The 14069-nt window shown below is 72.5% G+C and carries 9 protein-coding genes; 5 read left to right on the forward strand and 4 right to left on the reverse strand.

Annotated features, from left to right (window positions below):
• Window positions 1-70 precede the first annotated feature (70 nt).
• The 3 genes from B0675_RS04225 (at window position 71) to B0675_RS04235 (ending at window position 4294) form a co-directional block, all read left to right on the forward strand.
• Complete coding sequence (locus B0675_RS04225) at window positions 71-982, forward strand: LysR family transcriptional regulator (protein WP_081221576.1); 912 nt, start codon at window positions 71-73, stop codon at window positions 980-982.
• Between the two features lie 697 nt (window positions 983-1679).
• Window positions 1680-3551, forward strand: a complete 1872-nt coding sequence (locus tag B0675_RS04230) for a glycoside hydrolase family 3 protein (protein ID WP_081217386.1) — start codon at window positions 1680-1682, stop codon at window positions 3549-3551.
• A 110-nt stretch (window positions 3552-3661) separates the two neighbouring features.
• Window positions 3662-4294, forward strand: a complete 633-nt coding sequence (locus B0675_RS04235) for a hypothetical protein (protein WP_081217387.1) — start codon at window positions 3662-3664, stop codon at window positions 4292-4294.
• Between the two features lie 24 nt (window positions 4295-4318).
• Here the strand turns inward: B0675_RS04235 and B0675_RS04240 are convergent, their stop codons facing one another.
• The 4 genes from B0675_RS04240 to B0675_RS04255 all read right to left on the reverse strand — a co-directional run bounded on the left by B0675_RS04240 (window position 4319) and on the right by B0675_RS04255 (window position 11204).
• The gene (locus B0675_RS04240) at window positions 4319-5779 is read right to left on the reverse strand and encodes a S28 family serine protease (protein ID WP_081217388.1); all 1461 of its coding nucleotides are present in this window, start codon (window positions 5777-5779) and stop codon (window positions 4319-4321) included.
• 131 nt (window positions 5780-5910) lie between these two features.
• Window positions 5911-6300, reverse strand: coding sequence for a hypothetical protein (locus B0675_RS04245; protein WP_081217389.1), 390 nt, complete (start codon window positions 6298-6300; stop codon window positions 5911-5913).
• 119 nt (window positions 6301-6419) lie between these two features.
• Window positions 6420-10148, reverse strand: a complete 3729-nt coding sequence (locus tag B0675_RS04250; protein ID WP_081217390.1) for an ABC transporter ATP-binding protein — start codon at window positions 10146-10148, stop codon at window positions 6420-6422.
• Between the two features lie 132 nt (window positions 10149-10280).
• Complete coding sequence (locus B0675_RS04255; protein ID WP_081217391.1) at window positions 10281-11204, reverse strand: serine hydrolase; 924 nt, start codon at window positions 11202-11204, stop codon at window positions 10281-10283.
• A gap of 365 nt (window positions 11205-11569) precedes the next feature.
• Here B0675_RS04255 and B0675_RS04260 point away from each other — a divergent pair, with 365 nt between their 5' ends.
• Entirely contained in the window at window positions 11570-12373 is an 804-nt protein-coding gene (locus tag B0675_RS04260) for an endonuclease (RefSeq protein ID WP_081217392.1), read from the forward strand.
• A gap of 192 nt (window positions 12374-12565) precedes the next feature.
• The gene (locus B0675_RS04265) at window positions 12566-14050 is read left to right on the forward strand and encodes an FG-GAP and VCBS repeat-containing protein (RefSeq protein WP_081217393.1); all 1485 of its coding nucleotides are present in this window, start codon (window positions 12566-12568) and stop codon (window positions 14048-14050) included.
• Window positions 14051-14069: the final 19 nt, after the last annotated feature.

Below are 14069 nucleotides of genomic sequence, written 5' to 3' on the forward strand. Positions count from 1 at the left end.
TCTGCATGAATGGATGAAGCAGCGCTTACGTATGCTGGCCGCGAGCGACGTCGTGTCCCGGGAGGCCCCCATGCTCGATCTCCAGCGTCTGCGCGCCCTGCACGCCGTGGCGGTGCACGGCACGGTCGGCGCCGCCGCCGCCTCGCTCGGCTACACCCCCTCCGCCGTGTCCCAGCAGATCGCCAAGCTGGAGCGGGAGACCAGGACGGTACTGCTGGAGCGGCGCGGGCGCGGCGTCCGGCTGACCGAGCCAGCCGAGCAACTGGCGGCCACCGCGCAGCAGTTGCTGGCGATCGTGGAGCGCGCCGAGACGGAGCTGGAGGAGCGCAGGGGGCTGCCCGCCGGACGGCTGACGGTGGCCGCGTTCGCTTCGGCCGCCAGGGGTCTGCTGCCCGCCGTACTGGCCGATCTGGCCGTCCGCCATCCGGCGCTGGACACCCGGCTGACGGAGGTGGACCCGCACCTGTCCGTCGACCTGGTGGCCCGGGGGGCGGTCGATCTGGCGATCGCGCACGACTGGGACATCGCCCCGCTGCCCGCGCCACCCGGTGTCGAGCAGGCCGCGATCGGGGAGGACCTGTGCGATCTGCTCGTCCCGGCCGGGCATCCCTTCGCCGGACGGGACGCGGTGCGGCGGGAGGACCTCGGCGGCGAGCGGTGGATCTGCCAGCCGCCGGGGCGGGTCTGCCACGACTGGCTGGTGCGCACGCTGCGCGCGGCGGGCTGCGAGCCGGACATCGTCCACCAGGCCGACGAGAACCCGACGCTGGTCGCCCTCGTCGCGGCGGGCCTCGGTGTCGCCCTCATCCCCCGGCTCGGCCGCGGACCCCTGCCCCCCGGGGTCGTGGAGGTGCCGCTCGATCCGCTGCCGGTGCGCCGCCTGTACGCGCTGTGGCGCTCGGGAGCGGCTCGCCGGCCGGCCATCGCGGAGACGGTCCGCACCCTCCAGGCCCACTGGCCCGCGGTGTCGGCCCGGAACTGAGCCGCCCCCCGACCGGGTCGGCGGGGGGCCGCCCGCCCCGACCCGGTGGACCACGCCCCGCGCCCTCCGGCCCGACCGGACCGCCCGCCAGGGGCACCGGCCCGACCGGACCGCCTGCCAGGGGCACCGGCCCGATCGGATCAAGGTCCCCGCAGCCCGGCGCGCGGACACCGCCGACTCCGCGCCACCGGGACCACGCCCTCCTCGGCATCCGGCCGGACCGCCCGCCAAGGACACGGTCCCGATCGGATCAGGGCCCCCGCGGCCCGGCACGCGGACACCGCCGACTCCGCGCCACCGGGACCACCCCCTCCTCGGCACCTCCTCGGCACCACGCCCTCCCCGGCACCGGGCTCTCCTGGGCGCCGGGCACGACGGCCCACCGGTCCCCCGCGCCCCGCCCGTACCGACTTGTGGCGTTCTCCCCGATTCCGGGAACCCCGGGTCCTCCCGCTTCGTCCCAACCGCATGCTGCCGGATGAGTCTCCGCAGAGCGGTGTCGGCCTCGCTGCTGGCTGCGATCGCTGACCTACCCTCTCCGCCGCCTGCGGCCGGCAGCACGCCGCCACCGGCGCGCCCCCCTCCAACTGCGCCGGTGGCGGCCCACCTCCCGTTACTGTGCACACCCTTGACTGGAAGAAACTTCCTGGATATTCGTGGCTCCTTGGAAGTTTCCTTCACGAGGGAAGGAGCGCTTGTGCGCGACTCCAGCACGGGAAGCACCGCAGGACCGTCCGGTCCGGACGGGCCGAACACACCGTCAAGACCCTCCCGGCGCACGGTTCTCGCCGCGACGGCGGGCGTCACCGCCGCACTGGCCACGGGGCCCGTCGCCCACGCGTCCGGCGCCCGCGCCCCGCACGGCGACAAGGCGCTGCGCGCCATCGTGTCCCGGATGACCCTGGAGGAGAAGGTCGGCCAGCTGTTCGTGATGCGGGTCTACGGCCATTCGGCCACCGCGCCCGATCAGGCCGACATCGACGCCAACCTCGCGGAGATCGGCGTCAGGACCGCCGAGGAGCTGATCGCCAAGTACCGCGTCGGCGGCATCATCTACTTCGCCTGGGCGCACAACACCCGCGACCCGCACCAGATCGCCGACCTGTCGAACGGCATCCAGCGCGCCTCGCTGGACCAGCCGCGCGGGCTGCCCGTGCTCATCTCCACCGACCAGGAGCACGGGATAGTGGCCCGCGTGGGCAAGCCCGCGACCCTGTTCCCCGGCGCCATGGCGCTGGGAGCGGGCGGCTCGCGGGCCGACGCCCGGACGGTGGGCACCATCAGCGGCGCCGAGCTGCGCGCGATCGGCATCCGCCAGGACTACTCCACCGACGCCGACGTGAACGTCAACCCGGCCAACCCGGTGATCGGCGTCCGTTCCTTCGGCGCCGACCCGGACGCCGTGGCCGGCCTGGTCGCGGCCGAGGTGAAGGGCTACCAGAGCTCGGCCGTCGCCGCCACGGCCAAGCACTTCCCCGGGCACGGCGACACCGCCGTCGACAGCCACTTCGGCTTCCCGGTCATCACCCACACCCGCGAGGTGTGGGAGAAGCTCGACGCGGTGCCGTTCCGCGCGGCGATCCGGGCCGGCATCGACTCGATCATGACGGCGCACATCATGGTCCCGGCCCTCGACCCGGCCGGCGACCCCGCCACCCTCTCCCACCCGATCCTCACCGGCATCCTGCGCGGCGAACTCGGCTACGACGGAGTGGTGGTGACCGACGCGCTCGGCATGGAGGGCGTGCGGACGAAGTACGGCGACGACCGCGTCCCGGTCCTCGCCCTGAAGGCCGGTGTCGACCAGCTCCTCAACCCACCGGACCTGCACGTCGCGTGGAACGCCGTACTGGACGCGGTCCGCGGCGGCGAGCTGACCGAGGCCCGCCTCGACGAATCGATCCTGCGCGTCCTGCGGCTCAAGGCGAAGCTCGGCCTGCTGAGCGACCCGTACGTCAAGGACGCGGCCGTCGACCGGGTGGTGGGCACCCGCGCCCATCTCAGGGAGGCCGACCGGATCGCCGAACGGACCACGACCCTGCTGGTCAACAAGGAGAAGCTGCTCCCGCTGTCCCGGCGTCGGACCCCGAAGGTGCTCGTGGTGGGTGCCGACCCGGCCTCCCCCTCGCTCTCCGACGGGCCACCCACCACCGTGCTCGCGGGCGCCCTGACCGAACTGGGCTTCACCGCCACTGCCCTGTCCACGGGCACGGCACCGACGGCGGCGAAGATCACCGAGGCCGTCAGCGCGGCCGGCGGCGCCGACGTCGTGGTCGTCGCCACGTACAACGTCACGGCGACGGGGTCCCAGAAGACCCTCGTCGAGCGGCTCGTCGCCACGGGCGTGCCCGTGGTCGCCGTCTCCGTCCGCAACCCGTACGACGTCGCCCAGCTCCCCGGGGTCGGCGCCTGCGTGGCCGCCTACTCCTGGATCGACGTCGAAGTGCGCGCCGCCGCCCGGGTGATCGCCGGCCGGGCGGAGCCGCGCGGCACGCTCCCGGTGGCCGTGCAGCGGGCGGACGACCCGACGCAGGTGCTGTATCCGATCGGGTACGGCCTGACGTACTAGCCGTACGCAGCTCACCCGGCGGCCCACCTCCAAGTGAGCCAAAGGGACCCGGATGTCTGGCGTGTGCCCGCCCCGGCGGGCCACGCTGGGCGGGGGTACGGGGGGAAGCCATGCGAGCCAGCTCGGTGTTCCGGCGTCCGGCCGGCGGGACGGCCGCTCTGCTGCTGGCAGCGGCCGCTCTCGCGGGGTGCGACCGGTGGTCGGGCGCCGGGGCCACCGAGCCCCTCCCGTCCCCGGCGGCGACCCGCGTCTCCGGCTACGGAACGGTCTTCCTCGCCCGGGGGGAGTGCAGTTCGTTCGGCACGACCAGCTTCACCGAGGTGCCCTGCTCCAGCGAGCGGGCCGCCGCCCGGGTGGTCGCCCGTCACGACGGCAGGGCCGCGGACGGCCCCGCCTGCCCGGCGACCACCGACTTCGTGCTGCACATCAGCGAGAGCAGGCCGGCCTCCGACGAGGACGGCGACGGGACCGTCCCACAGGGCTACGCCTGCATGCGCGGCCTCGAACCCCCGCACCCCGGCGACCCGGGTGGCGGCGGGGGTCCCCGCACCGTCGTCGGCGACTGCGTCTACGGCGCGGGCCGCGGCGAGGTCCGCGAGACGGCGTGCGACGGCACGGGCAGGAAGCCCCCGGAGTACCGGGTGACGTCGGCGGTGACCAGCCGTGCCGCGTGCCCGGCCGTCACGGCGCTCTACGTCGAGCTCGGCGGCGCGAGGCCGGTGGGCTGCGCCCGCCCCGTGTGAGCGGAGCGGGCGCGGCCCCGACCCTCACGGACGCAGGGTCATCTCCCGTTCGACGTCACGCCGGTCCAGCTTCGCGTCGTACGGCGCGAGGGGCCGGGCCGCCGACGGGTCCGCCGCGACCGCCGCGGGGGCGACGCCCGCCCACTGGAGGATGCGCGCGGTGGCGAGTGCCTTCTGGTCGGCGGCGAGCCCGGCGACGTTCGCCCCGTGGTTCATCCCGGGGGCGGTGAAGACGTACGCGTCACGCGCACCGGAACCGACGCGGAAGCGCTCGGCGCCCCACGGGTCGTTCTGGCCGTACACGAACAGCATGTGCCGCGCGTGGTGGCGGACCCAGCTGTCCACGTCACGCATCGCGGACGCCTGGAACCTCATCGGGATGGAACGCGGCACGAAGTTCCGCGGCGGCTGGTAGCCGTAGTGGACGTACTTCCGTTCGATGTACGGGAAGTGGATCGTCGGCGCGCCGAGCTGGGTGCCCGCCTGGTAGTAGTACGGCGTGTACGGCTCCAGGCCCTGGTCGGTGTAGAACGAGAAGCCGGAGATCGTGTCGACGGAGTTCCAGATCTCGTCGTCGGTGGCGGTGGCGGCGTTCGCCGGGATCGTGTCGCAGTCCGCGAGCAGGCTGTACTGCCAGAAGCCCCACACGTAGTCGAGCACGACGGCCTCGTACGCCTTGTCGAGGCTGCCGACGGTGGTGAAGGTGTAGCCGTTGTCGGCGGCGTAGGCCGCGTACTTCTTCTCCAGCGGCTCCCGGCGCACGAGGGCCTCGCGCTGCACGGCGTTCAGCCGGTCGCGGCACTCCTTGGTGCCGACCTGCGTGAAGAAGCGGTCGTACGCCGAGTCCTCGTCGTTGACGACGTCGTTGGGCGCGACGTAGGCGACGACACCGTCCATGTCGCGCGGATAGAAGCGCTCGAAGTACGTGGCGGTCATGCCGCCCTTCGAACCGCCGGTGGCGATCCACTTCTTGTGGTAGATCGGCTTGAGGGCCCGGAAGATGCGGTGCTGGTCGCCGGCCGCCTGCCGGATGTCGAGCTTGGACCAGTCGGCGGGGGCCGGCCGGGACGGCGTGAAGTAGCGGTACTCCATGGAGACCTGGTTGCCGTCGACGATCTGGGTCGGCTCGCGGCGGCTCGGCGTGGTGGAGACGTTGTAGCCGCCGGTGTAGAAGACCGTCGGGCGCTCGGTGTCCTTGTGCAGCACAGTGATGCGCTGCTGGAAGGTGCCCTTGGACGGGTGCCGGTGGTCGACCGGCTGGGTGTAGTTCAGGACGAAGAACCGGTAGCCCGTGTAGGGCTTCTCCTCGACGAGGCTCATGCCCGGGATCGCGAGGAGGCGGTCCTTGATGTCCTCGTCGGCCCGATCGGTGGTGCCGGTGGTGGTGCCGTGGGCCTCCGGCGGGGCCGCGGTGGCGGCCCCGGCCGTGCTCAGTGTGCCTATGAGCACCGTGAGCGCCAGCAGCCATCTGAGCGCCTTGCGCATGCACCCTCCCTGGGATGTGGCAGATGTCCGCCGGAACCTAGCGGAGCAACTCCCGTGACACCAGGGGCCCTTGGGTGAATCTGTGCGTTTGTCGTGATGCGGCCGCACCGGCCGGACGAACCCGTGACGGCTCAGCAGAGGATCCAGCCCGAGTTCACCGAACCCGAGCCGACCGATCCCCTGAACAGGACGCAGCGGTGGCCCGCGTGGACGGTCACCGGCCCCGCGTGACGGGTGAAGCGCCCGGAGTCGACGACCGGGCGGCCGCCGCGGGCCTGCACGCTGACGGACATCCGCCTGCGGGCGCCCGGCTTCCTGGGGACGGTCACGGCGCACACGTAGTCGCCGCGGCGGTAGACCTGCACGGAGCCCGTCGCGAAGGACAGGGTGCGGACCTTGCGGCCCGAGCAGGAGGTGGAGGCGGCCTGGGCACTGCCCGGGCTCACGAGCGCGAGCACCGCGGACGCGGCCAGCACGGCCACGCCGACCGTCAGCCGTCGACGTATCGCACCACGGTCCACTCTGGCCCCTTCCGCCGCAGATAGCGTACGGGTGTACGGACGCAGAACGTACGTCGGACGGTTGCGCGCGGCGGCGGGGACTCCCGTCCTCCGTCCGCCGCGCCGCAGGATCTCCGGTGTCAGGCGGTGGAGCCGACGGGCTCCTCGGGCTCCGGGTCGCCGACGAAGGTCCGCCACAGCGCGGCGTACCGGCCGTCCTGGCGCAGCAGTTCGTCGTGGGTGCCGTCCTCGGCGACGCGGCCGTGGTCCATCAGCACGACCCGGTCGGCGCGGGCGGCCGTGGTCAGCCGGTGGGCGACGACGAGCGTCGTACGGCGGCCCGCGAGCCGGTCGGTGGCCTGGTTGACCAGCGCCTCGGAGGCGAGGTCGAGCGCGGCGGTCGCCTCGTCCAGGAGGAGCACGTCCGGGTCGACCAGCTCGGCGCGGGCCAGCGCGATCAGCTGGCGCTGGCCGGCGGAGAGGTTGCGTCCGCGCTCGGCGACCTCGTGGAGGTAGCCGCCCTCCAGCGTGGCGATCATGTCGTGGGCGCCGACCGCGCGCGCGGCGGACTCCACCTCGGCGTCACCGGCGTCGGGACGGCCGTAGGCGATGGCGTCGCGGACGGTTCCCTGGAAGAGGTAGGCCTCCTGGGGGACGACGCCGAGGCGGTGCCGGTAGGAGGTGATGTCGAGGGCGCGCAGGTCGGTGCCGTCGACGGTGACCCGCCCGCCGGTCGGGTCGTAGAAGCGGGCGACCAGCTTCACCAGGGTCGACTTGCCCGCGCCGGTCTCGCCGACGAAGGCCACGGTCTGCCCGGCCGGGATGCGCAGCGACACCGCGCTGAGCGCCTCCTCGGTCTCGCCCGCGGGCCCGTAGGCGAAGTCGACGTCCTCGAAGGCGATCTCGCCGCGCAGCGACAGCACGTCGAGGGGCTCCTCGGCGGTCTTCGTCGAGGTCGGCTCCTGGAGGAGTTCCTGGATGCGGCCCAGCGAGACGGTGGCCTGCTGGTAGCCGTCGAAGACCTGCGAGAGCTGCTGCACGGGCGCGAAGAACAGGTCGATGTAGAGGAGGTAGGCGACCAGGGCGCCGGTGGACAGGGTGCCGGCGTCGATCCGGTGGGCGCCCACGATCAGCACGGCCGCGGCGGCCACCGAGGAGAGCAGCTGCACGAAGGGGAAGTAGACGGAGATCAGCCACTGTCCGCGGATGCGCGCGCTGCGGTAGCTGTCGCTGCCCTCGGTGAACCGCGTTCCGCTCGCGTCCTCGCGCCGGAACGCCTGGAGGATGCGCAGTCCGGACACCGACTCCTGGAGGTCGGCGTTGACGAGCGAGACGCGCTCGCGCGCCAGTTCGTAGGCCTTGACGCTGGCGCGGCGGAAGAAGAACGTGCCGATGACGAGCGGCGGGAGGGTCACGAAGACGACCAGGGCCAGCTGGACGTCGATGATCAGGAGGGCGCCCATGATGCCGAAGAAGGTGACGACGGAGACGAAGGCCGTGACCAGGCCGGTCTGCAGGAACGTCGACAGGGCGTCGACGTCGGTCGTCATCCGGGTCATGATCCGGCCGGTCAGCTCCCGCTCGTAGTAGTCGAGGCCGAGGCGCTGGAGCTGGGCGAAGATCTTCAGGCGCAGCGCGTAGAGGACCCGTTCGCCGGTGCGGCCCGTCATCCGGGTCTCACCGATCTGCGCCGCCCACTGGACGAGGACCGTGACCAGGCCGAAGGCGGCGGCCGCCCACACCGCGCCGAGCGCGACGCGGGTGACGCCCTGGTCGATGCCGTGCCGGATCAGCACGGGCAGCAGCAGGGTCATCACGGCGTCGACGGCGACCAGCGCGAGGCTGACGAGCAGCGGGGCGCCGAAACCGCGGAGCAGCCGGCGCAGTCCGTAGGAGTCCTCGGCCCGGACCGCCTGGGCCTCGTCGACGTCCGGCACGTCGGTGGCCGGGGGCAGCGCCTCGACCTGGGCGAGCAGTCCGGGGGTGGCGGGCATCCCGTCGAGCGCGGTGTCGCGGGGTTCGCGGTCGCCCGTCCACAGATGCGGTGTCACCCCGCGCTCGGCGTCGAACTCGGCGTCCAGTTCCTCGCGTACGGAGGTGTCCTCGCGGGGTGCCGCCGGGCGGGCGTGGCCCGGGGAGACGCCGCCGAGTTCGTCCGGGTCGGTGAGGAGCCGCCGGTAGAGCGCGGAACGGGCCTGGAGTTCCTCGTGGGTGCCGATGTCGGCGAGCCGGCCGCCGTCGAGGACGGCGATGCGGTCGGCGAGGTTCAGGGTGGAGCGGCGGTGGGCGATCAGCAGGGTGGTGCGGCCCTCCATGACGTGGCTCAGCGCCTCGTGGATCTCGTGCTCGACCCGGGCGTCCACGGCGGAGGTGGCGTCGTCGAGGACGAGCAGCCGGGGGTCGGTGAGGATCGCGCGGGCGAGCGCGACGCGCTGGCGCTGGCCGCCGGAGAGGGTGAGGCCGTGCTCGCCGACGGTGGTGTCGTAGCCGGCGGGCAGGTCCGCGATGAAGCGGTGCGCCTGGGCGGCGCGGGCCGCGGTCTCGATCTCGTCCTGGGTGGCGTCGGGACGGCCGTAGGCGATGTTGGCGCGGACGGTGTCGGAGAAGAGGAAGGAGTCCTCGGGGACAAGCCCGATCGCGGCGCGCAGCGACGCGGTGGTCAGCTCACGCACGTCGTGGCCGCCGACGAGGACGGCGCCGTGCGTCACGTCGTAGAAGCGGGGCATCAGCAGCGAGACGGTCGACTTGCCGGAGCCGGAGGTGCCGACGACCGCGAGCGTCTCGCCGGCGCGGATCTCGAAGCTCAGTCCGTCGAGGACCGGCCGGCCCTCCTCGTAGCCGAAGGACACGTCGTCGAACTCGACGGTGGCGGGCGCGTCGGCGGGCAGGTCCTTGGTGCCGTCCTTGATCGACGGCCGGGTGTCGATGAGTTCGAGGACCCGCTCGGCCCCCGCGCGGGCCTGCTGTCCGACGGTCAGCACGACCGCGAGCATCCGCACCGGTCCGACGAGCTGCGCGAGGTAGGTGGAGAAGGCGACGAAGGTGCCGAGGGTGATCTGGCCGCGCACCGCCAGCCAGCCGCCGACGGCGAGCATCGCGACCTGGCCGAGCGCGGGCACGGCCTGGAGGGCCGGGGTGTACTTGGCGTTCAGCCGGATGGTGCGCAGGCGTCCCGCGAAGAGGCGCCGGCCGACCTCGCGCAGCTTGCCGGTCTCCTGCTCCTCCTGGCCGAAGCCCTTGACCACGCGGACGCCGCTGACGGAGCCGTCGACGACGCCCGCCACGGCCGCGGCCTGCGCCTGCGCGTACCAGGTGGCGGGGTGCAGCTTGGAGCGGCTGCGCTTGGCGACGAACCAGAGGGCGGGGGCGACGGCGAGCGCGACCAGGGTCAGCGGCAGGGAGAGCGAGGCCATGATCCCGAGGGAGATCAGGAAGAGCAGCACGTTCCCGATGGTCATCGGGAGCATGAAGAGCAGGCCCTGGATCAGCTGGAGGTCGCTGGTCGCGCGGCCCACGACCTGTCCGGTGGACAGCTCGTCCTGCCGCCGCCCGTCCAGCCGCGTGATCGTCCGGTACATGTCGGTCCGGAGGTCGTGCTGGACGTCGAGGGCGAGCCGGCCGCCGTAGTAGCGGCGGACGAACGTGAAGGCGTAGACGAGGACGGCGGCGCCGATCAGCGCGCCCGCCCAGGGCGCCATGCCGCGGCTGTGGTCGCCGATCACGTCGTCGATGATCACCTTGGTGATCAGCGGGACGACGGCCATCAGGGCCATGCCGCCCAGGGACGACCCGAGTGCGAGCACCACGTCCTTCGGGTACCGCCACGCGTACCCGGCGAGTCGCCGTGCCCATCCCCGTTCCGTCGCCACGCCGGTACCTTCCGTAGAACTCACTCCGCCGGAGGCACCAACACCGCATGAAGCGGATTTCATCCCTCCGCAACAATCCTCCGCCCGCCGGGCGCGCAGGCCGGGCGGGCGGAGGCGTGGAGGGCAGCGGGGTCAGTGCGCGGGAACGGCCGGGAAGGCCTCCCTGGGCGCCGAGGTCGGCGTGTACCGGTGGGCACTGACGGTGACCGGGACGAGGTCCTTGTGGATGGCCCGGGCCACGCCCTGGATGGTGGCGACGCCGTAGTCCATGGTGCTGTTGCCCTGTGTGAGCACCGTCATCGTGTAGTCGCGGCCTCCGCCGGAGAACGTGCCGACGCTGTGCACCCGCCAGCCATTGGTGGCACGGGAGAGCCAGCCGTTCTTGACGTGCACCGTGACCGAGGAGGGCGCCCCGGCCGGGGTGCCCCAGCGCTGCGAGGAGATCACCTTGCCCATCAGCTTCAGGACGTAGGCGCGTGAGTTGTCGCTCAGCACGGAGTTCTTGGCGGTGAGCAGCGCGAGCAGCTTCTGCTCGTCACGCACCGTGATCTGGGTGAGGCCCCAGTAGCCGTCGGCGCCCGGCTTGGTCTCCGTCATCCCGGCGGCGGCGAGGAAGCCCTTGACCTTCGTCGTGCCGAGCTGCTTCCACAGGGAGGTGGTCGCGTCGTTGTCGGACTGGGTGATCATCGCGGTCGCGAGACTCGTCTCGCGGGACGTCAGGTACCGGTCGTGCTTCTTGGCGTCCCACAGCAGCGTGGCGAGCACGGTCACCTTCACCACGCTGGCCGAGTCGAAGGCGGACGTGCTCCGCAGCGTGCAGGTGGTCTTCGTGCCGCGGTCGTAGAGGCCGACCGCGACGGTGCCCTTGCGCCCGGCGAGCGCGGCGGTGATGTCCTTCTGGAGCTTGGCGGCCAGGCCGGCCTTGCCCGACGTACAGGTGACGGTGGGCGCCGGCGCGGCTGCGGCGGGAGCCGCGGCGACCGCGAACGGCACGATCACCCCGGCACCCAGGCTCGCTGCGAGCACACGGGCACCCCGGGATATCCGGTGAGTCATGGAGGCTTCCCATCCCCTTGGACCGATACGAGCGCACCCCCGGCGCGCTCGCCCCAGATGACTCTCCGAGGCGCCCGATAGTTGTACAGGCGTTCTGACGACAGCTGTACGGGTGTTCTGACGACGGGAGCCGCGCGTCCGGGAGGGCGGCCGGCCGGGACGGGACGGAACGGAACGGGCGGGGAGGCCCCCGACGGAGCCCCGTTCCCGGTCCGGGGCCGCCGGCGCGTCAACTCCCGTGCGCGCCGCACAGTTTGTTGAATCCCGTCACAGAACCGACACCTCCCCTTAACCCCATGCACCGCATGTCCATGTCACGCTCCCGGTTATCCGCTCCATTCAACCCGCGTAGAACGGACACCCCCATGCCCGCCACGCACATACGGCGCTGGAAGACCCTGGCGCTGACGACGTCCGCGGTACTCGTCGGACTCACCCTCCCGACCGTCACCGCGTCCCCCGCGAGCGCGACGAACACCTCGTACGACAGCACGTACTACAAGAACGCGGTCGGCAAGACCGGCACGACCCTCAAGTCCTCGCTGCACACGATCATCAGCAGCCAGAGCAAGATCTCGTACTCCGCGGTCTGGAACGCGCTGAAGGTCACCGACCAGGACCCGAACAACAGCAGCAACGTGATCCTGCTGTACAGCGGCGTCTCCCGCAGCAAGTCCCTCAACGGCGGTGACGTCGGCGACTGGAACCGTGAGCACACCTGGGCCAAGTCGCACGGCGACTTCGGCGAGGTGACCGGACCCGGCACCGACCTGCACCACCTGCGCCCGGCCGACGTCCAGGTCAACGGCATCCGCGGCAACCTGGACTTCGACAACGGCGGCAGCACGGTGACCAACGGCGGCGGCAGCCGCGTGGACTCCGACTCCTTCGAGCCGCGCGACGCGGACAAGGGCGACGTGGCCCGCATGATCCTCTACATGGCCGTGCGCTACGACGGCGGCGACGGGTTCGCCGACCTGGAGCCGGACGAGAAGGTGAACAACGGCAGCGCGCCGTACATCGGCAAGCTGTCCGTGCTGAAGCAGTGGAACGAGCAGGACCCGCCGAGCGCCTTCGAGGAGAAGCGCAACCAGGTCATCTACGACACCTACCAGCACAACCGGAACCCGTTCATCGACCACCCGGAGTGGGTCGAGGCGATCTGGTAGCCCCGCCGGTCGCAGTAGTCGCCTGAACTCCCGCGGTGATCAGGGGAGTTCAGGCGGCCCGTGCGCGCCGCTGTCACCGGATGGTGACAAATGAATGGCCTCAGGGTGTACAACCAGTGACGCCCTGCCCGAGTCGCACTCCGTGGACGCGTCGGACCACCGCGTCCGGAAGACGACGAAAGGCAGCACCTGATGTCCCGAGCACGACGCCGCGGCCGTTCCACGCGGCTGACCGCGCCCCTCGCCGCCGCCCTGCTGGCCGGGGGAGCCGGCGCCTGGACGCTCACCGGGGCGACCGCGCAGGCGGCCACCGGATCGGCGGCCGTCCAGGACGACTTCAACAAGGACGGCTACGCCGACCTGGTGATCGGTGCCCCGGACGCGACCGTGTCGAGCAAGGCCAACGCGGGCTACGTGGCGGTCATGTACGGCTCCGCGAGCGGCCTGTCCACCGCGAAGAAGCAGATCGTCAGCCGCTCGACCACCGGCGTGCCCGGCTCCGCCACCGCGAGCCAGCGCTTCGGCTCGGCCTTCACCAAGGGCGACCTGGACAAGGACGGCTACACCGACCTGGTGATCGCCGGCGGCACGACGGGCTCGGTCGTCCTGTGGGGCTCCGCCTCCGGGCTCACCGGGGGCACGGCGATCGCCGGGTACGGCGCCGCGCCCGAGGCCGGTGACTTCGACGGTGACGGCACCACCGACCTCGCCCTGTTCTCCGCCCAGTCCGTCGGCGGCGACGACCCCGCGGGCGCCCCGGCCACCCTGTGGAAGGGCCCGGTCTCGCGCGCCGGAAAGCCGGCCGCCGTTCTCAACATCCTCGACAAGTCCGCCTGGTGGGGCTACGACGAGGACGACGCCGGCTGCGCCACCGGCGGCGGCTGCGAGGAGGACGGCGACTCGATCACCGGACCCGTCGTCTCCGGCCAGGTCGGCGACGTCAACGGCGACGGCCGGGACGACATCGTGCAGTGGTACTACACCGGTGACGGGACCTGGGGCAACCGGCTGCTGTACGGCAGCCCGACGGGCTTCAAGCGCACGGACGCCCCCGGTGACGGCGTGAGCCGGACCGCGTCGGGGACCGGTGTCGGCGACGTGAACGGCGACGGCTTCGACGACGTCGTCGTCGGCGCCGACGGCTGGAACGACAAGGTGCGGATCGCCTACGGTTCCTCCGCCGGACTCACCGACCACGTGCAGACCTTCGACCAGGACCTGGCCGGCTTCCCCGGCGTCCAGGAGGAGGGCGACGAGCTCGGCTCCGCCGTCTCCGTCGCCGATGTCACCGGTGACGGCTACGCGGACATCGCGCTCGGCATCGCCGGCGAGGACGTCGCCGGTGTGGCCGACGCCGGTTCGGTCGCCCTCGTGCACGGCGGCGCCTCAGGCGTGACCGGCGCGGGCACCCAGGTCTTCCACCAGGACACCGCCGGGATGCCCGGCGTCGCCGAGACGGACGACCGGTTCGGCGTGGCCACCGCGCTGCTGGACGTCGACGGCAACGGCCGGCGCGACCTCGCCGCCTCCTCCACCGCCGAGAACGCCTCGGCCGGCGCGGTCTGGGTGCTCCGCGGCACGACGACCGGCCTGACCACCACGTCCGCCCTCGCGTTCGGCCCGAAGACCATCGCGGCTCCCGACGTGAAGGCGCACTTCGGCGCGTCGCTGCGCTGACCCGCGGCACACGACGGAG

Source organism: Streptomyces sp. M41(2017), assembly GCF_002078175.1.
Classification (GTDB): Bacteria; Actinomycetota; Actinomycetes; order Streptomycetales; family Streptomycetaceae; genus Streptomyces.

What these genes read in the sequence shown, in the direction of transcription:
- B0675_RS04225 (WP_081221576.1), top strand. Translation starts at nt 71, where the DNA reads ATGCTCGATCTCCAGCGTCTGCGCGCCCTGCACGCCGTGGCGGTGCAC.
- B0675_RS04235 (WP_081217387.1), top strand. Translation starts at nt 3,662, where the DNA reads ATGCGAGCCAGCTCGGTGTTCCGGCGTCCGGCCGGCGGGACGGCCGCT.
- B0675_RS04240 (WP_081217388.1), bottom strand. Translation starts at nt 5,779, where the DNA reads ATGCGCAAGGCGCTCAGATGGCTGCTGGCGCTCACGGTGCTCATAGGC.
- B0675_RS04255 (WP_081217391.1), bottom strand. Translation starts at nt 11,204, where the DNA reads ATGACTCACCGGATATCCCGGGGTGCCCGTGTGCTCGCAGCGAGCCTG.
- B0675_RS04260 (WP_081217392.1), top strand. Translation starts at nt 11,570, where the DNA reads ATGCCCGCCACGCACATACGGCGCTGGAAGACCCTGGCGCTGACGACG.
- B0675_RS04265 (WP_081217393.1), top strand. Translation starts at nt 12,566, where the DNA reads ATGTCCCGAGCACGACGCCGCGGCCGTTCCACGCGGCTGACCGCGCCC.